Here is a 23,886-nt window from a genome sequence, read left to right on the forward strand (position 1 = left end):
TTCGCCGCGGCGGAGCGGACGCTGGACGCGCTCGGGGTCGCCGGCCTGGCGCTGGCGTCGCGGGCCGGGCGGGCATCGTCGCTCGTGGCGCTCGGGCGGGTGGAGGAGGCGCGGGCTCTCATCGGACCGGTGCTCGACGCCGTGCACGCCGACGACCTCGGCGGTGCCCACCCCGAGCCGGTGTGGCTCGCCGCGCTGCGGGTGCTGGACGCGGCCGACGACCCCGCCGCAGGGCCGTTCCGTGCGGAGGTGCTGCGGCGGGTCGAGGAGCGGGCGCGGCGGGTCGGGGCTGCGGTGGAGCCGGAGTACCGGCGGGCGCCGGCCGTGCGGGCACTCGTCGACGGGGGCTGACGTCCCCCCGCGGGTGACGCCAAGTGACGAATGTGTCGGTTGTCGCCGTTGCCGGCCGCGCGATGACGCCGCCGGACGACGCCAGGTGACGAATGCGTCAGTTGTCGTCACTGCCGGCCGCGCGCCGGCGGGAGCGGACCGGGAACAGGGAGGCGCCCGACCTCGCTTATCCTTGGTGCGACGCGCCGCCGCGAGACCCGCACCACCGTGCCGGGCCGGCGGCGCCCCGCTGACCGTCCGAGGAGGACCACCGTGCCGACGTACGCCTACGCGTGCACCGCGTGCGACCACCGCTTCGAGGTCGTCCAGAGCTTCAGCGACGACTCCCTCACCGAGTGCCCCGAGTGCAGCGGCCGGCTGCGCAAGCTCTTCAACGCCGTGGGCATCGTCTTCAAGGGCGGGGGCTTCTACCGCACCGACTCCCGCTCGGGGTCGGGGTCGGGTGGGTCCGGATCGGGCTCGTCGGGCACCGGCTCGTCCTCCAGCGGCTCCTCGTCGAGCGGCTCGGACTCGGGGTCCGGCTCGTCGTCGTCGGGCTCATCCTCCGGGTCCTCGACGCCGGCGGCGTCGTCCACAGGGTCCTCCTCGACCGGGTCGTCGTCCACAACCTCCTCCTGACCCACCCACGTCCCACCGCCCGCGCCTAGCGTCGGCGGCATGACCGAGCGCACGCCCCCGTTCCCCGGGGTCACCGGGCGGGGGCGTCGTGCGCGGTGGCGGCGCTCGGTGCTGCGGCGCGTCGTGGCCGCGCTGTGCCTCGCCGGCGCGGCGGTCGCCGGGCTCCAGGTGGTGCGCCCACCCCCGCCGCCGACCGCCGAGGTGCTCGTCGCGTCCGGGCCGGTGCCGGCCGGGGCCGTCCTCACCGCCGCCGACGTCGAGGTGGTCCGGGTGCCGGTCGTCGCCCGTCAGCCGGGCGCCTTGGATGCCGTGGGCTCGGCGGTGGGCCGTCGGAGCGCGTCGTCGCTGGCCGCGGGCGAGGCGGTCACCCGCACGCGCCTCGTGCCGCGGACGGCCGCCGAGGGCCTCGCCGCCGGGTCCGTGGCGCTGCACGTCGGGCTCGCCGACCCGGCCGCCGCCGACGTCCTCGCACCCGGCCAGCAGGTGGCGGTCTTTCCGGCGCCCGGCGGTCCGGTCCTGGCGCGCGACGCCACGGTGCTGGCGGTGGACCCGCCGGGCGGGGCGTCGGTCGTCGACATCGGGGGCGGACCGCCGCGGGGCGTGCTGCTCGCGCTGCCGTCGGGGTCCGCCGAGCGGGTGCTCGCCGGGCACGGCGGGACCGACGGTGGGGTGTCGGTGACGGTCGTCGCCCGCGGCGGCTGACGCAGCCCCGGGGCGCGGACGGTCCCACCCCTGCCCTCCGTCGGGACCGGGGGCGTCCCGTCCGTGGGACGGCCCCGTGCGCGGACGTGCCGAGGGCCCTAGGTTGACCCCGTCGGAACACCTCTGCAGGAAGGGTCACCATGAAGGGCTTCAAGGACTTCATCATGCGCGGCAACCTCGTCGAGCTCGCCGTCGCCTTCGTCATCGGTGGTGCGTTCGCCACCGTCGTCACGACGTTCACCGCCATGTTCATGGACATCATCGGCAAGATCGGCGGCAAGAAGGACTTCTCGAGCTTCAAGCCGGAAGGCATCTCCGTCGGCGCATTCATCACCGCGCTCATCGCCTTCCTCATCGTCGCCGCCGTCGTCTACTTCGGCGTCGTCAAGCCGTACGCCGCAGCGCAGGCGCGCTTCTTCCCGAAGGAGCCGGAGGCCGAGACCATCGACCCGAACACCGAGCTGCTCAAGGAGATCCGCGACGAGCTGCGCGCCGGCCGCGGCATCGGCGGCTGATGCCGTCCGCCATCCTCGACTGATTGCCCATCCGCCACCTCGTCCGGCCCGAAAAGGGCGCCGGCAGGTGGCGGATGGGCAATCAGTGGGGCCGTCTCCTCACGAAGTCGCTACTCCCAGTGCGGGGGGCGTTGCTCGTGCAGCCACCGGTCGTGGGGCGAGGCACCCTCTCCGGGGCCCTCGCGCGGATCGCCGACGTCGGGTGAGTCGTCGGCGGCGGGGTTGGTCGGGGGCCGGACGACCCGGCGCGGACGGCGGCGGCGCGCCCGTCCACCGGCGGCCGGCGGACCCCCGTCGGCCGCGGGCTCCGGCTCGTCCCCCTCCGGCCGGTCAGCCACCGGGGGCGCGGCGCACCCCGGCCGCCTCGAGCACGCGGGAGACGACGCGCGCGGGGTCGCGGAAGACGTCGGTGGACCAGACCCGGACGTGCCGCCAGCCGCGGCGTTCGAGCTCCTCGACCCGCACGAGGTCGCGGTCGCGCCCCGACCCGGTGGCCGCGTAGGCCGGTCCGTCGCCCTCGACGGCGAGCAGCAGCCGGCCGGGGGCCGTGGGGTCCTCGACGGCGAGCTCGACCGGCACGGATGAGGTGCCGACCCGCTCGTGGACGACGAGCCCGTGCCCGCGCAGCCGCCGGGCGAGGTCGGCGAGCAGCACGGAGCCGCCCTCGGGGTCCGCGGGCACGCCCTCGTCGCCGGAGGCCGCCGCGACGCGCTCGAGGACGTCCCGGAGCATCCGGGCGCCGGAGGTGCGCAACCGGTCGGGGTCGAGGTCCTCGGCCGTGATGGTCGAGACGACGACGAGGCCGCGCCGGGCCCGGGTGAGCGCCACGGCGAGCCGGCGGTGGCCGGTGTCGGTGCCGATCGCGCCGAAGCGGTGCAGCACCCGCCCGTGCGGGGTCTTGCCGAACCCGACGGTGAGCACGACGTCGTCCCACGTCTCACCCTGGACGTGGTCGGCGTCGCGGACCGCGAAGGCCTCGGGACGGTCCTCGGCGAAGAACGCCAGTGCCGGGCCGTCGAGGCCGGCGACGGCATCGCGGACGGCCGACTCGACGAGCCGGCGGTGGCCGGCGCCCAGGGCGATGACGACGAGCGAGCGATCACGGCGGGTGCGGGCGTGCTCGAGGACGAGCTCGACGACCCGCTCGACCTCGGCGGACGTCGACTCCACCGCGGCCTCGCCCTCCGCCACGACGCCGTGACCGTCGACGAGCTCGTGGCGCAGGACCGGGCCGGTCCCGGTGCCGGGGAAGGTGAGGAGCGGTGCGTGGTCGCCCGGCGCGACGAGGGCGGCCAGCCGCTCGTCGAGGGTGCCGTAGAGCCAGGTGAGCCGGCGGCGGGGCAGCACGCCGTCGAGGGCGTCGAGGACCGACACGGTGCCGCTCTCCTCGGGGACGTCGACGCCGGCCGAGACGACGAAGGGGGTGGGCGGCAGCTGGCCGGCGTCACCGACGACGACGACGCGACGGGCCCGGGAGATGGCGGCGACGGCCTCGGCCGGGGCGACGAGCGAGGCCTCGTCGAGCACGACGACGTCGAAGCACTCACCGGGCGGCAGCACCGACGGCACGACGAGTGGGCTCATCGTCCAGCACGGGCGCGCGGCGGTGGCCAGCGCCCCGGCGGACGCGAAGAGGTCGGGCAACGGGCCGGGGCGACGGGCGCGGGAGGCCTCGGAGCGCAGCCGGGTCTCGGCGTCGGGGTGGGCGCGGCGCACCTGCGCCACCCGGGACGCCACGGCGGCCCGGACCCGCGGCACGCGGTCCTCGAGGGCCTGCCGGTCGGTCTCGACGAGGAGGGCGACGGCCTCGGTGAGCCGGGCGCCGTCGTGGGCCGCGACGACGGGGTCGTGAGCGCCGATCTCGTCGGCCAGGGATGACCACCAGACCGCGTCGAGCTCGGTGGCGACGCGATCGGCGGGGACCCGGCGGGCGCGCAGGTCCTCGACGAGCGGGGTCAGCCCGAAACGGTCGAGGGCGTCGAGGGCGAGCCGGATCTCCGGCGCGGGCGCGAGCCGTGCGGCGGCGGCGTGCAGCGCAGCCACCCGCTCGGACAGCTCGGAGAGGTCGAGCTCGACGAGGTCGAGGTCGTCCTCCTCGTGCGGGAGCCGGTCATCGACCCACGAGACGTCGTCGACGAGACCCTCGTGGGCGTCGCGGGCGCGGTCGAGCTCGACGGGGATCTCGGGCCGGCCGCCGGAGCCGGCGAGGTCGCGCCAGGCGTGCCGCTGTGCGTGGGCCTCGCGCAGGGCGGCGTTGAGGTCGGCGGGCGGGCGGCCGGGGCGCAGCAGCGCGCGGGCCTGGCGCCGCACCCGCCAGCGCTCGACCAGGCCGAGGTCGCTGCCGGCGGCCCGGCGCGCGGCGGTGGTGGCGGTCGCGGCGACGAGGTCGTCGAGCGGGATGTCGAAGACCTCGGGCCGGAACACCTCGAGGGTGTCGCGGACCCGGCCCACCGTGGTCAGCACGCGGTCCCAGTCGAGGACGGTCGGGGCGGCGGGCAGGTGGACGCCCCGGAAGACGTCGGCGAGGGTGGCCCGGGTCTGCTCGACGCGGCCGGTGGCGAGCCGGCCGACCCGCGCGGCGGCCTCCTCGGCCTCCTCGGCACTGCGCAGCTCGGCGCCGAACCAGGGGTCGTCGCGGCCCTCGTCGTCCCACGCCGCGAGGGTGGCGAGGCGGGTCAGGGTGGTACTGGCCTCGGCGAGGGTCTCGCGGTCGAGGCGGGCCAGGGTGGTCCCGGAGACGCGGACGCGCGAGCGCGCTGGGGTGCTCGCGCCGGCGTGACGGCAGACCTCCTCCTGCACCTCGTGGAGGCTGACCGCCCACGGCTCGCGCCGGCCGTGCAGGGCGCGCAGGTGCCGGTCGAGGAGGGCGGCGGCCTCGGCCCGGGCGCCGTCGTCGGGGGGTGCGGGGTCGTGCCGGTCGCGCCCCCGGCTGCGGCCCGTGGTCGCCGCCGGGTGCTCCAGCAGCCTGTCGAGCCCGTCGACGAGGTCGCGGACGACGGCCCGGCGCCCCTGCCCGCCGTCGGGGAGGTCGAGGACGAGGTCGCCGAGACCGACGCCGTCCAGCCGCTCGCGCACGGCGTCGAGGGCGGTGCGCTTCGGGGAGACGACGAGGACCCGCTGGCCGTCGGCGGCGAGCGCGGCGGCGAGGTTGGCGACGGTCTGGGAGGCGCCGGTGCCGGGCGGTGCCTCGAGGAGGAGGTGCGAGCCGCCGCGCACGGCCTCGACGGCCTCGCGCTGGGCGGCATCGGCGTCGAGGACGAGCACGTCCTCGACGGGCCGGCCCTCGGTGTCACCGGCCGCGCCGACCGACACGGCGGGGAGGGCGTCGGAGAGGCCGGCGAGTGCCGCGACGACGTCGTGGGCGGCGAGGTCGTCGGCCTGCGCCGCGAGGTCGGCCACGAGGGGGGCCTTGTGGTACGGGAAGGTGCTGACGACGACCCGGGGGTCGACGGACAGGTCGGGGACGGCCGAGCAGGCCTCTGCGAGAGCCGCGTACGCGGGATACGGGTCGAGCGACCCTCCCGCCGTGGCGAGCGCCTCGAGCCGGTCGGTGTCGAGGACGATGCCGTGCTCGGAGGCCAGGTAGTCGACGAGCGCGGGGTTGACCTCGAGCTCGTCACCCGGTTCGAGCACCCAGTCCGTGCGCCGGGGGTCGGTGGGCCGCGTCCGCAGCGCCCGGAGGAAGACCGGCGCGCCGGGCTGGCGCGGCACGACCCGCCCGTCCGGCAGGACGATGGTCCACGCCGCCATGCCGATGCCGACGAAGCAGGTGCGGACGGCGTGCTCGCGCTCGATCTCGGCGGCGGTGTCGTGGATCCGGCCGAGGCGGGTGCGGGCCTCCTCGAGCGTGTGCGGCTCGCGGACCAGCTCGGAGAGGCGCGCCGACCCACCGGCGAGGAGCGCGCTGCGGGTGCCGAGGTGGGCCCCGGACAGGTCGAGGGTGCCGACCGGGAGGTCGCGGTACCAGAGCAGGGTGTTCGGCCCGCCGAGCTCGACGAGGTGGCGGGTCCACCCGGCGCGGGCCTCGGCGACGCGCTGGACCCGGAGGGTGGCGGGGTCGGGGGCGACGGACAGGTGCCCTCCCCTCCGGTGCCCCTCGGGCACCGCTCCGCCGACGCCGGCCCCGTCGCGGGTCCGTGCGTCGCGCGCCGGGCCGCTCGCAGTCACCTCAGCAGGCTAACAACGGGCGGCCCGACGGCCCGGGAGGTGCGGGCGCGGGTCGCGGGGCGGCTGTGGGCGTGCTCAGGCGGTGGCCGGCTCGGCCGGGGTGCGCGTGGTCAGGGCGAGCACCCCGATGGCCAGCGCGAACGCCAGCGCGGTGAGGGCCAGGGCGTGGAAGCTGACGCGGTCGACGATGACGCCCGCCGCGGCGCCCCCACCCCCGGCCGCCAGACCCATCAGGAGGTCCGAGGCGCCCTGCGCGCCCGGGCGCTCCGCGGCCGGCACCGCCGCCGTGAGCAGGGTGGACCCGGCGACGAGCGTGCACGACCACCCGAGGCCGAGGAGGAAGAGGCCGGCCACCAGGGTGCCCGACTCCCCCATCGGCGAGGCCGAGGCGAGCAGGGTGGCCGCCCCGAGGATGCCGGCGCCGAGCATCGCCACGGGTCGCCCGCCGAACCGGTCGACGGCCATCCCCGTGAGCGGCGAGAAGGCGAACATGCCGAGGATGTGGATGCTGATGACGAAGCCGATGACGGTCAGCTCTGCGTGCCCGTGGGCCATGTGCAGGGGGGTCATCACCATGACGCTCACCATCACGGCGTGCCCGAGGGCGAGGGTCGCGATGCCGAGGCGGGCCGCCGGGCGGGAGAAGGCGACCCGCAGGCCCCGGGTCACCGACCCGTGCGTCGGCTCTCCGGGCTCGTCGCCCTCGTCGACCGCCAGCCTCCGGGCCTCGACGAGGGGGTCCGGGCGCAGCCGGACGAGCACCACGGCGATGGCGAGGAGCAGGCCGACGAGGGAGAAGACGAACGGCCCGGTGAGCCGCGGGAGGCCGAGCGCGTCGGCGACGGGAGCGCTCGGGCCGACGAGGTTCGGGCCGAGGACGCTCCCGATGGTGGTGGCCCACACGACGATGCTCAGGTCGCGCGCGCGGCGCTGCGGGAGCGCGAGATCGGCTGCGGCGTAACGGCTCTGGCTGTTCGATGCCGTCGCGCCGCCGAACAGCAGGCTGGACACGAGGAGCAGCGGGAAGCTGCGGACCACCCCGGCGGTGACGAGCCCGACGGCGCCTACCGCGGCGAGGACGTACCCCAGCGCGAGCCCCGGGCGGCGGCCGCGCGCGGCCATCACGCGCGCCATCGGGACCGCGACCAGCGCCGCACCCAGCACTTGGAAGGTGCCGCCGAGCCCGGCGTACTTCGCCGAGCCGGAGACCTCTTCCGCCAGCAGCGCGCCGACGGCCACACCCGCGGAGAGCCCGACACCGCCGAGAACCTGGGAGGCGACGAGGCTGCGGACGACGTGCCGCTGGAGGCTCGCGCGGTCGGCGGCCGGTGCGAGCGGCGTCGTGGGGCGCGGGGTGGGCGGGGTCGTCACGGTCGGCAGTATGCCCCGCGGCGGCGACGGTGCCCGCTCGGGAGTCGAGGGCGCTGCCGGTCGCTCGGGCGGCCGCCGGCGCACTCGACTCCCCCGGGATGCGGCTCGCCCGTCGCGGGCCTGCCCCCGTAGGCTGGCCCGCGGTCTTCCCGCCCTCGTAGCTCAGGGGAAGAGCACTTCTCTCCTAAAGAAGGTGTCGCAGGTTCGAATCCTGCCGGGGGCACCCGACCGAAGCGAGAGCCTCGACGTGTGGGGCGGCCGGTGGAGGGGTACTGGCGTGCCGGTGGCACCCGTCCCCCCGGGCGGTTGCGACGTGCCCTCCGACGAGGACGAGGACCCCGTGGCCGACCCTGACGACCCTGCTGCGCCCGCCGCGCGCTTCCGGCGCCTCCAGGCCGGGCTCGCCCAGGCCCTCGCGGCGGCCGGCCCCGGGTCCACGACCCCGCACGTCGTCGTGGCGCTCCCCTCGCACAGCATGCCGACGCGCCTCCTCGACCACAACGCCTCCCACCTGCCCGCGCTCGAGCACCGCGCCCTGCTCGACGGGCTGCGGCTGGCGCACACGCCGGGCGCCCACGTCGTCGTCGTGGTGAGCGAGGCGCCGGCGCCGGAGGTCCTCGACCACTACGCGTGGCTCGCCCGCCCGGACGACCCTGATGCGGCGCGCCGCCGGATGACGTGCCTCGTCGTCCCCGACGGCAGCGCCCGGGGCATCGCCGCGAAGCTGCTCTCCCGGCCCGACCTCCTGGCGCGGCTGCGCGCCCAGCTCGCGGGCCGGCCCGCCGTCGTCGAGCCGTGGAACGTCACCGAGGACGAGGCGGCGGTGGCGCTCGCCCTCGACACACCCGTCAACGGCGGGCCGCCCGACCTGTGGCACCTCGGGTTCAAGAGCGCGTCCCGCCGGCTGTTCCGGCGCGGGGGCGTGCCGGTACCGCCCGGCGTCGAGGACGTGCGGGACACGGCCGACGTCGCGGCAGCCGTCGTCGACCTGCACCGGGCATCCCCCAGTGCGGACCGGTTCGTCGTCAAGCTGGACAACTCCGGTGCGGGCGAGGGCAACTGGATGTTCTCGACGAGCACCGCCGGGGGCCGCCGGCTGTCGCAGGAGGCGCTCGCCGAGCGCATCTCGACCGAGGCGCCGGGATGGTTCCTGCGCGACCTCAGGGCCGGCGGCGTCGTCGAGCAGTGGGTCGCCGGCACCGGCTCGCTGCCCAGCCCGAGCGCCCAGGTCGAGCTGCTCCCCGACGGCGAGGTCGTCGTGCGCGCCACCCACGAGCAGGTGCTCGGCGGACCGGACGGGCAGGTCTTCACCGGCAGCCGCTTCCCCGCCGACCCGGCCTACTCCGCCGACCTCGCCGGCCACGCGACGGCCGTCGCCCGGCTGCTCGCCGACCGCGGGGCCGTCGGGTGGGCGTCCGTGGACTTCGTCGTGGCGCGGCACGGCCGGCGCCACGCGCCCTTCGCCGTCGACCTCAACCTCCGCAAGGGCGGGACGTCGCACTCCCTCGCGGCGCTCCAGCACCTCGTCCCCGGGACCTACGACGCGGCCGGCGGCCGCTGGGTGGCCGACGCGGACGGCGGTCCGCGCCACTACCGGTCGAGCGACGCCGTCCCGGTGAACCCGGGGACGGATGCCGCCGCGGCGCTCTCCGCCGTCGATGCGTCCGGGTCGACCTTCGACCACGCCCGCGGCACGGGCGCCGTCCTCCACATGCTCGCCGCGCTCGGACCCCACGGCACGGTCGGCGTGACGGCGATCGGGCGCACGGCCGCCGAGGCCGAGACCCTCTACGACGACGTGGCGGCGACGCTCGCGGCAACGGGAGGACCGTGACGGGTCAGCGGCCGGCCACCGACCGCTCGCGCAGCGTCGCGAGCGCACCGGATGTCGCCAGCGCGTCCATCGTCGCGGCGGCGAGGCGCTGGTTGCCGCTCTCGTCGGGGTGGTCGCCGTCGTCCTGGAGGTCCGGCGTCGGGTCCCGCGAGCCGTCCGGGCCGAGGAGGGCGGCGGCCCCGTCGACGTAGACCGAGCCGGTGCTCCGGGCCACGTCCGCGATGGTCGCGTTCACGGACCGGGTGACCGACCGGCTGTTGGCGAGGAAGTCCTCGCCCCGGCTGCGCGCCTCGTCGCCGTCGACGCCGACGTTCCAGTAGCCGACGAGCGCCACGACCGATTTCGGCGAGGCGTCGCGCACCTCACCGACCGTCGTGGAGAGCGCGGCCCGTAGGGCGCTGAGGCGAGGCGCCAGGCAGGAGTTGCGGCCCACTGCGGCACAGGCCGATCCGGTCTCGTGGTCGAGGGGCACGTCGTTCGCCCCCACCATCAGGAGCACGAGGGATGCCTGCCGCAGCTCCGAGACGACCGGCGTGTGGGACACCAGCGCGAGCACGTCGCCGCTCGAGGCGCCGTTCACGGCCTCGTTGACGAGCCGTGCCGGCCGGCCGACCTCGGGTCCGAGCCGGTCGGCCACCATCCGGGCGAAGCTGTCGCAGTCGCAGCCGTAGCCCGTGGGCACCGAGTCGCCGAGCGCGACGACGCCGAGCTCGCCCGGGGCCAGCTCGTGCGGGCTCCGCACCGACGGCACCGTGGCCAGCACCGCCGCGACGACGAGCACCACGACGGCGACGACCCGGGCGGCCCCGGGCCACCCCACGAGCCGCCGAGCCCACGTCACGGGCGGAATCCCGGCAGCACCTGCCCCAGCCACCGGAACGCGCGCGGGAGGACGGGCTGCCACACCGCCGGCCGGTGCCCACCGTGGGGCAGGACGACGGCCGTGACGGACGTCGGCGCGCGGACGGCGCGCAGGAAGGCCGCGGTGCTCGGATAGGAGAGCGTGTCCTGGCGCGAGGTCTCGACGAACCCGGCGACCGGCACCGGGTGGCGTGCCTCGAGGCGGACGAGGTCGTAGCCGCCGAGGCCGGGGACCTCCGGCGCGCCGGCGGTGCCGAAGTCGGGCCGGAAGTAGCCCTGGAGGTCGACGAACGCCCCGAAGAGCCCCGGGTGGCGCAGCGCGGTCGAGGCCGCGCACCACCCGCCGAAGGAGTACCCGACCGCGGCCCAGCTGCGGCGGTCGGTGCGCACCCGCAGGTGCGCGACCACCCACCGGGGCAGCTCGCTCGTCAGCCACGAGTCGACCCGCGGCGCACCGCCGGCGGCGTCCACGCACTCGCTGTCGTACCGCTCCGGCGCGTTGATCTGCGGGATGACGACCACCGCCGGGGCGATGCGGTGCGCCGTCGCCTGCCGGTCCTCGGCACCCACGATGTCGGAGTAGACGTAGGAGGACGGCACCGCGGGGAACCCGTGCAGCCCGACCACCACGGGGTAGGTGCGCCGGCTCGAGGGGTCGTAGCCCGGCGGCAGCTCGACGAGGACCTGCACCCGGGCCCCGAGGCTGCGCGAGGCCACGGTCCAGACCTGCTCCCGGCGGCCGGGGCTCGGCAGGGCCGGGAGGACCCGCGGCGACCGCAGCCCGGCGAGCGGGGACGCGGGCACGGCCCCGGCCCCCGCGCTGCCGCCCAGCGCGCTCACGGTGCCCTGCCCGGCGGGCCCGAGCAGGTCGCCCCACGAGATGTAGAAGAGGTACTGGTCGTTGAGCACGATCCCGCTGACGAGCACCGCGAGCGCCCCGACGAGCGCCACCTTCGCGCCGCGCGCCAGGGCCGCCGCACCCCGGTGCCGCAGCCGGGGCAGGTCGAGCAGGGCCGTCACGAAGACGACGACGAGCAGCACGATCACCAGCACGAGGAGGGGGGTCCCGGTCAGGCCCATGCCGCCACCGCCTCGTCCGCCTCGTCCGCCGCCCGTCGTCGGTCGGGGCGCACGAACGGGAAGGCCAGGACCGAGCGCACCGAGCGGTTGGTCAGCAGCATGACGAGCCGGTCCACCCCGATGCCCAGCCCTCCGGCGGGGGGCATCCCGAGCTCGAGCGCGGCGAGGAAGTCCTCGTCGAGCTCCATCGCCTCCGGGTCGCCACCGGCGGCGAGCACCGACTGGCGGGTCAGCCGCTCCCGCTGCTCGAGCGGGTCGGTCAGCTCGCTGTAGGCCGTCGCGACCTCCATCCCCGCGACGACGAGGTCCCATCGCTCGGCGAGCCCCGGGTCGTGCCGGTGCGGCCGGGCGAGGGGCGAGGTGCTGCGCGGGAAGTCGGTGAAGAAGGCGGGCGTGCTCGTCACCGGCTCCACGAGCTCGGAGTACACGTGCTCGAGCAGCTCGCCGGTGTCGAGGGCCGGGTCGACGTCGATGCCCCGTGCGGCGGCGAGCCGCCCGAGCTCGGCCCGGTCGGGATCGGTTCCGAGCTCCGCCCCGAGCGCGCGGCCGACGGCGTCGGTGACGCGGATGCTCGGCCACGCCTCGTCGACCGGGACCATCCGGACGCCGTCGAGGCCCTGCCGCAGCTGGTCCGGGCGGGGCACCGGCACCACGGGTCGGCCGTGGACGGCGACCGCGGCCGCCGCGACGAGCCGGAGGGTCAGCGCCCGCATCGAGGTGTAGTCGCCGTGCGGCTGGTAGACCTCGAGCGCGGTGAACTCGGGGTTGTGGGTGCCGTCCGCGCCCTCGTTGCGGAAGTTGCGCGCGACCTCGAAGACCGGTCCGAGGCCGCCGACGAGCAGCCGCTTGAGGTACAGCTCCGGGGCGATGCGCAGCGAGAGGTCCTGCGCGTACGCGTTGCTCCACGTCCGGAACGGCCGGGCGCTGGCGCCGCCGTGCACGGACTGGAGCACCGGGGTCTCGACCTCGAGATAGCCCTCGTCGAGCAGCGTGCGTCGCAGCGCGGCCACGACGGCGGAGCGGTCCCGGAGCAGCTGTGCCCCAGCGGGGTTCACGAGCAGGTCCGCCGTGCGGTCGCGCGTCCGGGCGGCCGGTGAGCGGAGCCCGTCGAACGGCACCGGGCGCACGGCCTTGGCCTCCATCGACCACCGCTCGACCCGGATGCCGGGCACCCCCCGCCGGCTGCGCGCCAGGACCCCGGCGACCCGCACGATGTCGCCCGGGTCGACGAAGCGGGCGAGCTCGGCCACCCGGTCCGCCCTCTCGAGGACGGCCTGGACGGTGACCCCGCCGTCGACGAGGTCGACGAACGCCACGCCGCCGTGGTCCCGCACGCGGCGCACCCGGGCGCTCAGCTCCACGGGCGCCCCCTCGCGCCACCGCTCGACGACCTCCCGCACGGTGTCCGGCGGCGCTCCCCCGCCCGGCGGGTGCGGGTCCACGCCGGCCGCGAGCATCGCGGCCCGGCGGCGGCGCCGGTCGAGCTGCTGGCGGGACACGGGAGGGGCCTGCTCGACGTCCGCCTCGTCGAGCGCTCGCACGCCGGCCAGCCGCGCCTCGTCGAGCGGCACCCCCTCCGGGACGGGTCGCCGCGTCGGCAGGAAGCCCTCGGCGCTCGCCGCGGCGAGCGCGACGAGCGGGAGGGTCGCCGGGTCCTGGACGCAGTAGTAGCGGCCCACCCACCGGGGGTCGAAGCGGCGGTTGAACCGGTACAGCCGCTCGAGCTGCCAGAAGGCGTCGAGCCACCCGAGGAGCACGGCACCCGCGCGAACCCACGACGGTGCCGCAACGTGGCCGGCCGAGCCGAAGGTGGAACGGAACATGCAGAAGTTCAACGACACCCGGGCCACCCCGAGCTCGCGGGCGCGGGCCATCAGCTCGACGACCATGAGCTCGGTGACGCCGTTCGGGGCGGCGGGGTCGTGGCGCATGAGGTCGAGGGACAGCCCCGATGCACCCCACGGCACGAAGGCGAGCAGGCCGACGAGGCGTCCGGCGGCGTCGCGCGCGAGGACGTGCAGCACCCGGCGGTCGGCGGCATCCCCGGTCCGGCCGAGGGCCATCGAGAACCCGCGCTCCGGCTCGTCGCCGCGCCAGCGCCCGGCGCACTCCCCCACCTCGGCGAGCTCGGCGGGCGACATCCGGCCCTGGCGGCTGCACGTGACCACGACCCCGGTCCGCCGGGCCCGCCGCGCCGCCCGGGCGACGGAGCGCCGGGCCGGGCTCGTCGGGTCCCAGGTGTCGCGGTCGAGGACGGCCTCGTCCCCCATCGACCCGACGCGCAGGCCGGCCGCCCGGTAGAGGCGCGCCCCGTCCTCGCTCGCGGACACGACGGCCGGGACCCAGCCGTTGCGGTGCGCCTCGTCGAGCCAGGCGCGCACCGCCGCCGGTCGCGCGGCCGGCGCCCCGACCGGGTCGGCCGCCGCGAGCGAGACGCCCGCGACCACCCGGTACCCGACGACGGCCTGCCGGTCCGGGGCGAAGGCGAGCCCCTTGTCGCGACGGGTGGCGAGGTAGCCGAGGGAGTCCGCGCCGCCGTGCCCGCGCAGCAGCGCACGCACTGCGACCTCGTCGTCGGGGTCCCATCGCGGCCGCCACCCGGAGGGCCGCAGGAGCACCGCGACGGAGGCGGCGAGGACGACGCCGGCGAGCGTCGCCACGACCTCGGTGATCCACGGCGCGACGTGTCCCGGCAGCCCCGGGCCGCCGTGCCGGCCGCCGCCCACGCCGGCGAGGACGTAGAGCACCGCCCGGAGCAGGCCCGATGCGGTGGCCCCCCGGCGCTCGCTCGCCTCCAGCAGGAGGGCGGCCACCCCGAGGGTCGCGAGCGAGCCCCCGACGGCGGTGAGCGCGGCGGCCCGCAGGTGCCGCGTCCGGGACGGCGGGCGGAACTCGGCCCGCGCGCGCCACAGCACGACCAGGGCGCCCACCCCGACGACCATCGCCACCACGTCGAGCAGCCGGCCGAAGTCGCCCCGCGAGCGCCAGGCCTCGAGCCACGGCGAGCCCGGGCGCGGCAGCAGCGCGAGGACGCCCACGGCGATGCCGACCACCTGGAACGCCGCGACGGCGACGAGGCCGGTGCGGCGCCTCGTGACGAGCGCACCGGTGACGAGGACCATCACCACGACGGAGAGGAAGGAGCGCGCGACCGGCACGTTGAGCAGACCGAAGACCTGCTCGGCCACCGTGGGTCGCGACACCGGGGCCGCGAAGAGCCAGATGCCCAGCGCCGCAACGGTTCCGACGGCGTAGACGGCCGTGAGCACCCGAGCCGTCCGGGGGCGCCGGACCACCGCCGGGGTGGGCGGCCCGAGGGCGGGACGGCGACGCCCGCGGGGGACGTCGAGCACGGCGACCGGACCGGAACCACCTCGGGGCGAGCTGCTCACAGGGCAGGCCTATGCCCAGACGCTGAGGGCCGGCTGGACGCCGCGTGGCACTCGGCTGGGAAGCGCCTGCGCGGTGCATCGGCGGCTCCGCGTCCTGCCGTGGCGCGACGGCACACCCCGGCACCCGGCGAGATGCCGGCGCGTCGCACGGTCGTCACGCGACCGCAACACCGGCGACCGGCCCGTCGTCATCCGACCTCGTCAGGGTGGAGGGACCAGCCCATCCCGCCCCCGAGGGGCCATCGAGGAACGGAGACACCATGACCACCGGATCCATCGTGCTCGAGAGCGACGAGCAGATCGACGACCGCACCTCCCACGCCATCGTCGCCGCCCAGCTGCGCGGCGAGGCCCGGGCGAAGGGACGGGACCGCCGCTCGATGGTGCGCGCCATCGCCGCCGAGCTGCAGGGCCTGGGCCTGCGCCCGAACCACCCCGAGCTCGCGCGCCGCTACGACGTGGGAGAGACGAAGCTCCCGACCTGGCTGCGCCGCGACGGTCGCCCCGGCCCGGCCTGACCACCGTCCGCCGTCACGAGGTCGCCGCCGTCAGCCCCCGGTAGTCGTCGGCCACGAGCGGACGGTCGGTGAGGGCACCGTCCGGCAGAGGGGCGGCGACGGACCGCCCGTCGGACCGCAGCGCCACCTCCTCCACGCCGGGGACGGACGTGAGCGTCAGGACCACCTGGCCCACCCCGAGCGGCAGCTGCCCTGCACCGGCCGGCTGGTCGCCCGCCCGCACGTCGACGACCGCGCGCCCCGAGCGCACGTCCACCAGCTCGAGCGCGACGTCCGGGCCCAGCGCCGTCGAGAGCCCGTCGCCGCGCTGCGCCTCGTCCGGTCCGGCGGCCAGCCGGTCGAGCACGGAGGCCACCGACGATCGCAGGTCCGAGCCGGAGGGCGCGGCCGGCGACGCGACGAGCTCGCCGTCGCGCACGAAGTACAGCCGCGGCCCGCCCGAGGGGGTGGGGCTCGCCGTCGCGGTGGCGGGCGCGGGCGACTGCGCCAGGTCGTAGGGCAGCGGGCCCAGCGTCCGGGCCGGCGAGCCCGTGGGCGCTCCGCACCCGGCCACGAGGGCCACGAGGACCACGGCCAGCGCCACCGCACCGGCTCGAACGCCCTCTGCGGCAACGCGACCGCGCGACCTCACGCCCCCACCTCCGTCGCGGGCCGGAGCACCGGGAGGGCGAGCACGAAGGCCGCGCCTCCCCCGGGAGCGTCCTCGCACCGGACCGACCCGCCGTGCCCCTGCGCGATCTCGGCGACGAGGCTCAGGCCCAGCCCCGAGCCCTGGCCGGAGCCGCGCGACCCGACCCGCGCGAACCGTTCGAAGACGCGCTCCCGGTCCTCGGGCCGGACCCCCACGCCGCCGTCGAGGACCCGCACCTCGACCACGCGGTCCCGGCCGACGACCTCGACCGAGGTCACTCCGCCCCCGTGCACGTCCGCGTTGTCGAGGAGGTTGACGACCGCGCGGTGCAGCGTGGGCTTCCGACCGAGCACCCGGTGGGCGCCGGAGGACAGGGTGAGCAGACCGGGCGGGCGCAGCGTGTCCTCCAGGGTGTGCGCGACGAGCTCCGCGAGGTCGAGCTCCTCGGCGGGGCCGTCGCCCACTCGCGCCTCGAGGCGCCCGAGGGCCAGCAGGTGCTCGAGGGACCGGTGCAGCCTGCGCACCTCGCGCTCGACGAGGGCGGTCGCTTCGCGCCGACGCCCGGCATCCCCGTCCACGGCCGACTGCAGCACCGACACGCTCGTCATGAGCGTGGTCACGGGCGAGCGCAGCTCGTGGGCGACGTCAGCCGCGAAGCGCGCGTCGCGGCGCATCCGCTCGTCGAGGGCCTCGACCATCGTGTTGAACGAGCCGACGATGACGGCGAGGTCGGGGTCGGTGGTCTCGGGGAGCCGGGTGGCCATCCGCCCCGCCGCGATGCTCGCCGCCGCCTCGGCCACCTCGCCCAGGGGTGCGACGACGCGCGACGAGGCGGTGCGGCCGATGAGGGCGCCGACGGCGGTCGTGGCGAGGGCGAACACGGCGAGCACCGTGCCGAGGGTGCGCAGGGTGGCGTCGAGCTCCGTCGTCGGCGTCACCTCGTAGAACTCCACGCCCACGGAGGGCACGGGCACCCCCACGGCGAGCGCCGGTCCGCCGTCCAGCCGGGTCCACGCCAGGGCCGCCCGCCCCCGGCCGACCTCGGAGCGGACGTCGCCCGGCAGGCCCTCGGCCTCGACGTCCAGGGAGGACGCGTACCAGCGCCCCGCACGCTCGACGAGGACGACCGCCCCCGACGGTGGCGAGGCGCGGTCGAGGACGTCGCTCACCCGCGCCCCCGAGGTCCGCAGCCCCTCGCGGACGAGGGCGGCATCGACGAAGGCCTGTCGCGCGGCGGCCGCCTCGCGCTGGTCGACGAGGAAGTGCCGGGCCGTGAGGTAGGTCCCCACCGCCAGCAGGAGGGAAAGGACGAGGGCCAGGACCGCGAAGGACACCGTCGAGGTGGCACGCACGCCGAGGGCACGCGGCCCCGGGCTCACGCGAGGTCCAGCCGGTACCCGAGCCCGCGGACCGTGACGAGCAGGCGGGGGTCGGAGGGGTCGAGCTCGATCTTCGTGCGCAGCCGCCGGACGTGGACGTCGACGATGCGGTCGTCGCCGAAGTAGCCTCTCTCCCAGACCCGCTCGAGCAAGATCTCACGGCTCAGCACCCGCCCGGGAGACGCCGCGAGCTCCTGGAGCAGGCGGTACTCGGTGACGGTGACGTGGACCCCGTCGTCGCCGCGGCGCACGACCCCGGCGCGGCCGTCGAGGACGAGCGGTCCGTGGGCGGAGTCGAGCACGACGACCCCGGGGTCGTCGTCGACGGGCTCGACCGGGCGCACCGGTGGGCGGCGCCGCAGGGCCCGCAGCCGGGCGCTGAGCTCCTTGATCTCGAAGGGCTTGGTCACGTAGTCGTCGGCCCCCGCCTCGAGGGCGGCGACGATGTCGTGGGTGTCGGCCTTCGCGCTGAGGACGATGACCGGGACGTCGGTCCGTCGGCGCAGCTCGCGGATGAACTCGAAGCCGTCCATCCCGCCGAGCATCAGGTCGACGAGGAACACGTCGACGCGGTCGAACCCGGGGTCGGCGAGCGCCGACTCCGCCGACGGGTGGCAGCTCGTCCCGTACCCCTCGTCCTCCAGGGCCATCGAGAGAGCGGCGCGGATCCCGTCGTCGTCGTCGAGCACGAGGAGCCTGGCCGGCATCCCGGCAGTCTGCCACCGCCACCGCGGGCCTCGGCCCTCCGGGGTCGCCCGGACTCCGGTTGTCACACAACCGCAAACTTGCGGACCGGACGGTCGTCATCGACCGCTGCCACGATCCGGAGCATGGTGCGGGGAGGAGCGGTGGACGGCGGTCCGGGGCCCACGGAGGGGGGCCCCGGGCCGGCGGTGTCGGTGCGGCTGGGCGACCCCTCGCCGGGGGCCGACCACCGGCACGTGCTCGCCGGGGTGTCCCGCGGGGTCGCCACGGGGCGTGGCGTCGACCTCGACCTCTCCGCCGTCACCGTGCTCTCCTCCCCGACCGTGGCGACCGTCCTGTGGGCGCAGCGGCGCTGCGTGGCCCACAACCTGCCGTTCTCGGTGACCTGCGGGCACGGCCGCACCCGCCGGCTGCTCGCCCGCAGCGGGCTCGTCGGCCCCGGGTCGCGCACGTGGTGAGCCGGCTCGTGGGGAACGCGGTCGTGCGCACGGAGCACGACGCCCTCTGGACGGTCACCTGCGCGGAGTACCCCAGGGGCCTCGTGCGGGTGCGGCGCCGCTCCGGGCTGACCCAGGTCGTCGTCGCGGACCGCGGCGAGGTCGGCGCGCCCGCCCCTGACTCCTTCGCCGCGGCGGCGTGCACCCGCGACGGTGAGCTGCTCCTGTCATTGCGCGCGGCTCCCCCGGCCATCGTCGTCGGGGCGGCCGACCTGCGCACCCGCCCCGCCGACGGCGGAGGTCACGACAGCGAGTTCCCCGGACCGGGTCAGCGCCTCATCCTGCTGTCCTGCGCGGCGTTCGAGGCCGCACCGACGCTGCTGGCGACGGGCGGCGACCCGACCCAGGACCTGCTCGGCACGGAGGACCCCGAACGCCTGCTGCTCGCCCTCCTCGGGGCCGGCGGCCGGGGCGCGGGCACGGTCATCGACCGTCACGTCGACCCGGATCCGGAGGCCGACCTGCCGACGAACGGCTCAGCCGCGGAACGGGATCGCTGACCGGAGCACCGGCACGTCGTACCCGTGCGCGAGCAGCACCTGCCGCACCGATGCCTCCGCCTCGGGCCCGTTCGGCGACGGCGAGACCGCGACCGCCCGGACCGGCAACGGCGAGGGACTCGTGACGAGGGAGGCCTCCGGGCGCTGCGGGTCCGGGCCGGTGAGCCGCAGGTACGGAGCGATGCCGTACGCCGACGCGCGGTACGAGAGCAGGGCGGCCTCGAGCCGGCTCCCCTCGCTGCCGGGCCGGGTGAGCAGCATCGTCGACCACCGCGTCTCGCGCTCGTCGGCGAAGCCTTCGTGCTTGATGAGCAGCAGCGCCTCGTGCAGGGCCTCGAGGAACGGCTCGAGGTGGGCGGCCAGGCGGGCGCGGACCTCGTCCGGCACCTCCGTCTCGTCGGCGTGGACCGGCCTGGGCGAGAACAGGTTCGTACCCAGCCCACCCGCCAGGTCGTCCAGCACCGCGAGCGCGGCGTCGACGAGCTCGAGCTGCGCGTCGCGGTCGTAGCGGACCGGGCGCCAGCCCTGGTGGCGGAGGTAGACACCGTCGGAGCCGTCGAGGCTCACGTCGACCTCCCGGCTGCTCAGCGCGGCGAGGCCGGCTCCGGGGTCGAGGCCGATGGCGTAGGACTCGCGCGTCCCCCCGTAGAGGCGCCACATGGCCAGCGAGTCGGGCGAGCGGCTCGCGCTGAGGATGAACGCGCTGTCCGCCCCGGGGCCCTCGCCCTGCTCGGTGGAGGAGCGGACCCGCTCGGCGAGCTCGGCCGCGAGCCGCTCGTCGTGCTGCCCGGCGACCTCGAGCACCCGGTCGACGACCATCCGGCCGCCCAGCCGCACCTCCTCCCGGTCGTTGAGGAACGGCGCGGCCGTCGCCCACAGGGTGTGCGTGCCGAGGATGGAGAGCAGCCCCGGCCCGTCGGTGTAGTGCCAGGCGAGGTCACCGGGCGCGCTGTCGGAGGGCATGTCCGCGACCCTAGCCACGGGCAGCCCGCTCAGCCGCCGAGCACGCGCTCGAGCCAGTCGTTCCCGAAGACGCGCCCGGGGTCGACCCGGTCCCGCAGGTCCTCGAAGGCGCGCCAGCGCGGATAGAGGGGGGCGAGGTCGGCGGCTTCGGCCGCGAAGCACTTGCCCCAGTGCGGGCGCGCTCCCAGCGGCAGCAGGACGGCCTCCAGGTGCGGCAGCAGCGCGTCGACGCCGGGCCGGTCGAGCACCCACGTGAAGTGGAGGGCGACGACGTCGCGCCCGTGGCTGCTGCTCAGCCAGAGGTCGTCCGCGGCGACGGTGCGGATCTCGCCGACCTGGAGCAGCGGCGCCATCCGGGGCGCCAGCCGGCGCAGCTCCTCGACCGCCTCGCCCACCAGACCGCGGGGCAGGAGGTACTCGCTCTGCAGCTCCTCGCCCCGGCTGGGGGTGTGGTCGAGCCGGAAGTGGGGCAGCCGCTCGTGCCAGGCACCCACGACGCCGAGCTGCTGCGTGACGGCCGCGGCGTCGGCACCGGCCAGCATGTGCAGCGGCTCGGTGGCCCGCACCGTGCCCGGCAGCACCGGGGGCTCGTCGGGCGTGCGGCTCTTGAGCCAGACGTCGGCGCGCCCGCTCGCCCAGTCGGTGAAGAGGCTCACGCTGTGGGCGGCCCCGCTCACGGCGTCGAAGGACTCCGCCAGCGTGTCCAGGGCGAGGCCGCGCAGGACGTCCTGGCGCACCTCGAAGTCGGGCTCGACGTCGAGGGTCAGGCGGGTGACGACACCGAGGGCGCCGAGGCCGACGACGCTGCCGTCGAAGTCGGCATCACCGCGAACCAGTTCTCGCACAGCGCCGTCCGCGCCGACGACCTCGAGGGCGCGGACGGCGGTCGCGAGCGAGCCGACCCCGTCCCCGGACCCGTGGGTGCCCGTGGCCACCGCCCCGGCCACCGAGATGTGCGGCAGCGAGGCGAGGGCCGACAGCGCCCGGCCGCGCTCGTGCAGCGAGGCGGCGAGGTCGCCGTAGCGGGTGGCTGCGCCCACCCGCACGCAGCCCGCGTCGCCGTCGACCTCGACCTCGGCGGGCAGGGCGTCGAGGCAGACGAGGACGCCGTCGGTGTCGGCGATGTCCGTGAACGAGTGGCGCGACCCCAGCGCCCGGACCCTGGGCTCGCGGGCGACCAGCTCCTGCAGCGCCTCGATGCCCGCCGGGCGCTCGAGCCGGGCGGCCCGGAACCGGTGGCTGCCGGCCCAGTTCGTGCCGGCAGCAGCCGTCATGCCGCGGCCCTCGCCCAGTGGGCCGGACGGGCCAGCACCTCGGCGAGCTCGCGCAGGGCGGCCCCCGAGGCGCCGGCGGCCGGGTCCTCCCCCGCCGACGTGACCGTGGGGGCGACCCAGCGCGCGGAGAGCGAGCGGGCGGACAGGTGGCGCTCGAGGTCGGGGCGCAGCAGGTCGGCGACCTGGGCGAGGTGCCCGCCGACGACGACCGCGGGGATGTCGAGGACGTTGACCACCCCCGCGAGGACGACACCGAGCGCCCACGCCGCCCGCGCCACGGCGTCCACCGCGGCCGGCTCGCCGGCCCGTGCCGCGTCGGCGAGGTCGCGACCGGTCGCCGTGGGGGGCAGGCCGGCGGCGGTCAGCAGCGCCTCCCGGCCGACGTACCGCTCGAGGCAGCCGGTGGAGCCGCAGGGGCAGGCCGGGCCGGCCGGGTCGACGGGCACGTGGCCGATCTCGCCCGCCCAGCCGTGCCGACCCTGCATCCCCACGCCGTCCAGGACGACCGAGCCGCCGATGCCCACCTCTCCCGAGAGGTAGACGAAGTCGGTGAGCGGTCCCGAGCGACCGGGGGCGACCTCGGCGACCGCGCGCGCGGCGAGGTCGGCCTCGTTCCCGACCCGGGGCACCATCCCGCCGACGACCGGGAGGTCTGCCCTGCCGAGGTCCGACCAGCCGAGGTTGGGAGCCACGAGCAGCGCTGTGCCGGAAGGCGACACGAGGCCGGGGAGGGCCAGGCCGGCGCCGACGAGGCGCACACCGGCCGGAAGCCCCGAGAGCACCTCCTCGGCCAGCGCGGTCAGCCGCGCGAGCACCACGGCCGGGTCCGACCCGATGAACGCGCCCTCGACCACGCGTCCGGCCACGACCCGTCCGCGCAGGTCGAGCACGCGCGCCGCGAGGAACCCGGCGTCGACCTGGAGGCCGAGCGCCGCCAGCCCGGCCCCGGGGACGAGCGGCGTGGCGGGGCGGCCACGACCGGTGGCCGCCCCGCGCTCGAGCTCGTCGAGCACGCCGCCGGCGACGAGGTCGTCGACGAGACGGGAGACGGTGGAGCGCGTCATCGAGGTACGGCCGGCGACGTCGGCGCGGGACACCGGGTCCGGGGACGCGCACACCGTGGTCGTGACGAGGGCGAGGTTGGCCTCTCGCAGGGAGGACTGGGTGGCGCGGGACTCACGTCGCACCGGAGGGCCGGGGACGCGCTCCCGGGGCGCGGTCGCCGAGGTCACGGGGTTGACGATAGCCGACCGCGGCCTATTATGTTTTGTGGCACAACAAAAACTCACGAAGGAGCACACCGTGGTGCGTCGACCCACCCCCGAGGACAAGTTCTCGTTCGGCCTGTGAACCGTGGGCTGGACGGGCACCGACCCGTTCGGCGGCCCCAGCCGCCCCGCCCTCGACCCCTGGGAGTACGCCGAGAAGCTCGCCGAGCTCGGGGCGTGGGGTGTCACCTTCCACGACAACGACGTCTTCCCCTTCGACGCCGACGCCGCGACCACGGAGCGCATCGTCTCCCGCTTCCGGCAGGCCACCGACGCCGCCGGGCTGGTCATCGAGATGGTCACGACGAACACCTTCAGCCACCCCGTCTTCAAGGACGGCGGCCTGACGAGCAACGACCGGGGGGTGCGCCGCTTCGGGCTGCGCAAGGTGCTCCGAGCCGTCGACCTCGCCGCCGAGCTCGGCGCCACGACCTTCGTGATGTGGGGCGGGCGCGAGGGCAGCGAGTACGACGGCTCCAAGGACGTCTACTCGGCCATGGAGCGGTACAAGGAGGGCCTCGACACCGTCGCCGGCTACATCAAGGCCCAGGGCCACGACCTGCGGATCGCGTTGGAGCCCAAGCCCAACGAGCCGCGCGGTGACATCTTCCTGCCGACGGCGGGCCACGCCCTGGCCCTCATCGCCGAGCTCGAGCACGGCGACATCGTCGGCCTCAACCCAGAGACCGGGCACGAGCAGATGGCCAACCTCAACTACACCCACGGTCTCGGCCAGGCGCTGTGGAGCGGCAAGCTCTTCCACATCGACCTCAACGGCCAGCGCGGGCTGAAGTACGACCAGGACCTCGTCTTCGGCCACGGCGACCTGATGTCGGCCTTCTTCACGGTCGACCTGCTGGAGAACGGTTTCCCCGGCCACCCGGACGCCCCGCGCTACGACGGCCCCCGGCACTTCGACTACAAGCCCTCGCGCACCGAGTTCATGGACGGCGTCTGGGAGTCGGCGAGCGCCTGCATGTCGACCTACCTCCTGCTCGCCGACAAGGCCCGCGCCTTCCGCGCCGACCCGCGCGTCCAGGAGGCGATGGAGTACGCCGGCGTCCTCGACCTCGCGCAGCCGACGCTCGACGCCGGCGAGTCGCTCGAGGACTTCCTGGCGACCGACGACGGCTTCGACCCCGAGAAGGCCGGCGAGCGCGACTACGGGTTCGTGCGCCTCAACCAGCTGGCCGTCGAGCACCTCGTCGGCTGAGTCCGGGGGGGGGGGCGCGGGGGGGGGGGGGGCCCCCCCCCCCCCCC

General features: G+C 76.5%; 20 protein-coding genes, 1 tRNA gene and 1 pseudogene. 10 read left to right on the forward strand and 12 right to left on the reverse strand.

The window, feature by feature from the left end; translation table 11 throughout:
* Together ACQZ2A_RS20525 and ACQZ2A_RS20530 are read left to right on the forward strand one after the other, a co-directional pair.
* The coding region (locus ACQZ2A_RS20525) for a hypothetical protein (RefSeq protein WP_430214677.1) at positions 1 to 351 on the forward strand (351 nt) is incomplete at its 5' end.
* 252 nt (positions 352 to 603) lie between these two features.
* Positions 604 to 744 (forward strand): annotated as a pseudogene (locus ACQZ2A_RS20530) (FmdB family zinc ribbon protein); the annotation flags it as partial.
* A 14-nt stretch (positions 745 to 758) separates the two neighbouring features.
* Here ACQZ2A_RS20530 and ACQZ2A_RS20535 read toward each other — a convergent pair.
* On the reverse strand, positions 759 to 926 hold the full coding sequence (locus ACQZ2A_RS20535; protein WP_430214710.1) for a hypothetical protein: 168 nt from the start codon (positions 924 to 926) through the stop codon (positions 759 to 761).
* Between the two features lie 82 nt (positions 927 to 1,008).
* Between ACQZ2A_RS20535 and ACQZ2A_RS20540 the strand changes: the two genes are divergently transcribed.
* A complete protein-coding gene (locus tag ACQZ2A_RS20540) occupies positions 1,009 to 1,671 on the forward strand; it encodes an SAF domain-containing protein (protein ID WP_430214679.1) in 663 nt (220 codons plus the stop codon).
* A gap of 140 nt (positions 1,672 to 1,811) precedes the next feature.
* Positions 1,812 to 2,186: a large conductance mechanosensitive channel protein MscL gene (gene mscL, locus ACQZ2A_RS20545; protein ID WP_430214681.1), complete on the forward strand. Its 375-nt coding sequence runs from the start codon at positions 1,812 to 1,814 to the stop codon at positions 2,184 to 2,186.
* Between the two features lie 330 nt (positions 2,187 to 2,516).
* Here the strand turns inward: mscL and ACQZ2A_RS20550 are convergent, their stop codons facing one another.
* Together ACQZ2A_RS20550 and ACQZ2A_RS20555 are read right to left on the reverse strand one after the other, a co-directional pair.
* Positions 2,517 to 6,353: an AAA domain-containing protein gene (locus ACQZ2A_RS20550; protein WP_430214683.1), complete on the reverse strand. Its 3,837-nt coding sequence runs from the start codon at positions 6,351 to 6,353 to the stop codon at positions 2,517 to 2,519.
* A 75-nt stretch (positions 6,354 to 6,428) separates the two neighbouring features.
* Positions 6,429 to 7,724, reverse strand: coding sequence for an MFS transporter (locus ACQZ2A_RS20555; RefSeq protein WP_430214685.1), 1,296 nt, complete (start codon positions 7,722 to 7,724; stop codon positions 6,429 to 6,431).
* A gap of 151 nt (positions 7,725 to 7,875) precedes the next feature.
* On the opposite strand from ACQZ2A_RS20555, the gene ACQZ2A_RS20560 reads away from it, so the two are divergent.
* Both ACQZ2A_RS20560 and ACQZ2A_RS20565 read left to right on the forward strand, forming a co-directional pair.
* A tRNA-Arg gene (locus ACQZ2A_RS20560) sits at positions 7,876 to 7,947 on the forward strand.
* Between the two features lie 117 nt (positions 7,948 to 8,064).
* Positions 8,065 to 9,558: a peptide ligase PGM1-related protein gene (locus ACQZ2A_RS20565; RefSeq protein WP_430214686.1), complete on the forward strand. Its 1,494-nt coding sequence runs from the start codon at positions 8,065 to 8,067 to the stop codon at positions 9,556 to 9,558.
* Between the two features lie 4 nt (positions 9,559 to 9,562).
* Here ACQZ2A_RS20565 and ACQZ2A_RS20570 read toward each other — a convergent pair whose 3' ends face one another.
* From ACQZ2A_RS20570 to lysX, 3 genes are read right to left on the reverse strand one after another with little or no spacing between them, the layout of a single operon-like run.
* On the reverse strand, positions 9,563 to 10,399 hold the full coding sequence (locus tag ACQZ2A_RS20570) for an SGNH/GDSL hydrolase family protein (RefSeq protein ID WP_430214688.1): 837 nt from the start codon (positions 10,397 to 10,399) through the stop codon (positions 9,563 to 9,565).
* Positions 10,396 to 11,499 carry an alpha/beta hydrolase gene (locus tag ACQZ2A_RS20575; protein ID WP_430214689.1) on the reverse strand — a complete coding sequence of 368 codons (1,104 nt, stop codon included), beginning with the start codon at positions 11,497 to 11,499 and terminating at the stop codon, positions 10,396 to 10,398. The genes ACQZ2A_RS20570 and ACQZ2A_RS20575 overlap by 4 nt, the downstream gene beginning before the upstream one ends.
* On the reverse strand, positions 11,490 to 14,891 hold the full coding sequence (lysX, locus tag ACQZ2A_RS20580; protein WP_430214691.1) for a bifunctional lysylphosphatidylglycerol synthetase/lysine--tRNA ligase LysX: 3,402 nt from the start codon (positions 14,889 to 14,891) through the stop codon (positions 11,490 to 11,492). The genes ACQZ2A_RS20575 and lysX overlap by 10 nt, the downstream gene beginning before the upstream one ends.
* A gap of 260 nt (positions 14,892 to 15,151) precedes the next feature.
* On the opposite strand from lysX, the gene ACQZ2A_RS20585 reads away from it, so the two are divergent.
* The gene (locus ACQZ2A_RS20585; RefSeq protein ID WP_430214692.1) at positions 15,152 to 15,409 is read left to right on the forward strand and encodes a hypothetical protein; all 258 of its coding nucleotides are present in this window, start codon (positions 15,152 to 15,154) and stop codon (positions 15,407 to 15,409) included.
* A gap of 13 nt (positions 15,410 to 15,422) precedes the next feature.
* Here ACQZ2A_RS20585 and ACQZ2A_RS20590 read toward each other — a convergent pair whose 3' ends face one another.
* Genes ACQZ2A_RS20590 through ACQZ2A_RS20600 form a run of 3 tightly spaced genes read right to left on the reverse strand, consistent with a single transcriptional unit; the run spans position 15,423 to position 18,126 of the window.
* The gene (locus ACQZ2A_RS20590; protein WP_430214694.1) at positions 15,423 to 16,040 is read right to left on the reverse strand and encodes a GerMN domain-containing protein; all 618 of its coding nucleotides are present in this window, start codon (positions 16,038 to 16,040) and stop codon (positions 15,423 to 15,425) included.
* Positions 16,037 to 17,419 (reverse strand): sensor histidine kinase, encoded by a 1,383-nt coding sequence (locus tag ACQZ2A_RS20595; protein ID WP_430214695.1) that lies wholly within the window; start codon positions 17,417 to 17,419, stop codon positions 16,037 to 16,039. The genes ACQZ2A_RS20590 and ACQZ2A_RS20595 overlap by 4 nt, the downstream gene beginning before the upstream one ends.
* Positions 17,416 to 18,126, reverse strand: coding sequence for a response regulator (locus tag ACQZ2A_RS20600; protein WP_430214697.1), 711 nt, complete (start codon positions 18,124 to 18,126; stop codon positions 17,416 to 17,418). Before ACQZ2A_RS20600 ends, ACQZ2A_RS20595 begins: the two co-directional genes overlap by 4 nt.
* A gap of 123 nt (positions 18,127 to 18,249) precedes the next feature.
* On the opposite strand from ACQZ2A_RS20600, the gene ACQZ2A_RS20605 reads away from it, so the two are divergent.
* Complete coding sequence (locus ACQZ2A_RS20605; protein ID WP_430214698.1) at positions 18,250 to 18,582, forward strand: hypothetical protein; 333 nt, start codon at positions 18,250 to 18,252, stop codon at positions 18,580 to 18,582.
* A gap of 23 nt (positions 18,583 to 18,605) precedes the next feature.
* Positions 18,606 to 19,121, forward strand: a complete 516-nt coding sequence (locus ACQZ2A_RS20610) for a hypothetical protein (protein WP_430214700.1) — start codon at positions 18,606 to 18,608, stop codon at positions 19,119 to 19,121.
* Here the strand turns inward: ACQZ2A_RS20610 and ACQZ2A_RS20615 are convergent.
* The 3 genes from ACQZ2A_RS20615 to ACQZ2A_RS20625 are packed head-to-tail and all read right to left on the reverse strand — an operon-like array spanning position 19,098 to position 22,590.
* A complete protein-coding gene (locus ACQZ2A_RS20615) occupies positions 19,098 to 20,084 on the reverse strand; it encodes a hypothetical protein (protein ID WP_430214702.1) in 987 nt (328 codons plus the stop codon). The genes ACQZ2A_RS20610 and ACQZ2A_RS20615 overlap by 24 nt on opposite strands.
* A 29-nt stretch (positions 20,085 to 20,113) precedes the next feature.
* Positions 20,114 to 21,358 carry a D-arabinono-1,4-lactone oxidase gene (locus ACQZ2A_RS20620; RefSeq protein WP_430214704.1) on the reverse strand — a complete coding sequence of 415 codons (1,245 nt, stop codon included), beginning with the start codon at positions 21,356 to 21,358 and terminating at the stop codon, positions 20,114 to 20,116.
* The gene (locus ACQZ2A_RS20625; protein ID WP_430214706.1) at positions 21,355 to 22,590 is read right to left on the reverse strand and encodes an ROK family transcriptional regulator; all 1,236 of its coding nucleotides are present in this window, start codon (positions 22,588 to 22,590) and stop codon (positions 21,355 to 21,357) included. Before ACQZ2A_RS20625 ends, ACQZ2A_RS20620 begins: the two co-directional genes overlap by 4 nt.
* Positions 22,591 to 22,711: 121 nt before the next feature.
* On the opposite strand from ACQZ2A_RS20625, the gene xylA reads away from it, so the two are divergent.
* Positions 22,712 to 23,839, forward strand: a complete 1,128-nt coding sequence (gene xylA / locus ACQZ2A_RS20630; RefSeq protein WP_430214708.1) for a xylose isomerase — start codon at positions 22,712 to 22,714, stop codon at positions 23,837 to 23,839.
* The last annotated feature ends 47 nt before the right edge of the window (positions 23,840 to 23,886 follow it).

This window comes from Phycicoccus avicenniae (assembly GCF_050496545.1).
Taxonomy (GTDB): domain Bacteria; phylum Actinomycetota; class Actinomycetes; order Actinomycetales; family Dermatophilaceae; genus Phycicoccus; species Phycicoccus avicenniae_A.

Coding starts and splice junctions, on each gene's coding strand:
- ACQZ2A_RS20540 (WP_430214679.1), top strand. CDS start 1,009: ATGACCGAGCGCACGCCCCCGTTCCCCGGGGTCACCGGGCGGGGGCGT.
- mscL (WP_430214681.1), top strand. CDS start 1,812: ATGAAGGGCTTCAAGGACTTCATCATGCGCGGCAACCTCGTCGAGCTC.
- ACQZ2A_RS20575 (WP_430214689.1), bottom strand. CDS start 11,499: ATGGGCCTGACCGGGACCCCCCTCCTCGTGCTGGTGATCGTGCTGCTC.
- ACQZ2A_RS20585 (WP_430214692.1), top strand. CDS start 15,152: ATGACCACCGGATCCATCGTGCTCGAGAGCGACGAGCAGATCGACGAC.
- ACQZ2A_RS20600 (WP_430214697.1), bottom strand. CDS start 18,126: ATGCCGGCCAGGCTCCTCGTGCTCGACGACGACGACGGGATCCGCGCC.
- ACQZ2A_RS20605 (WP_430214698.1), top strand. CDS start 18,250: ATGGTGCGGGGAGGAGCGGTGGACGGCGGTCCGGGGCCCACGGAGGGG.
- ACQZ2A_RS20615 (WP_430214702.1), bottom strand. CDS start 20,084: ATGCCCTCCGACAGCGCGCCCGGTGACCTCGCCTGGCACTACACCGAC.
- ACQZ2A_RS20620 (WP_430214704.1), bottom strand. CDS start 21,358: ATGACGGCTGCTGCCGGCACGAACTGGGCCGGCAGCCACCGGTTCCGG.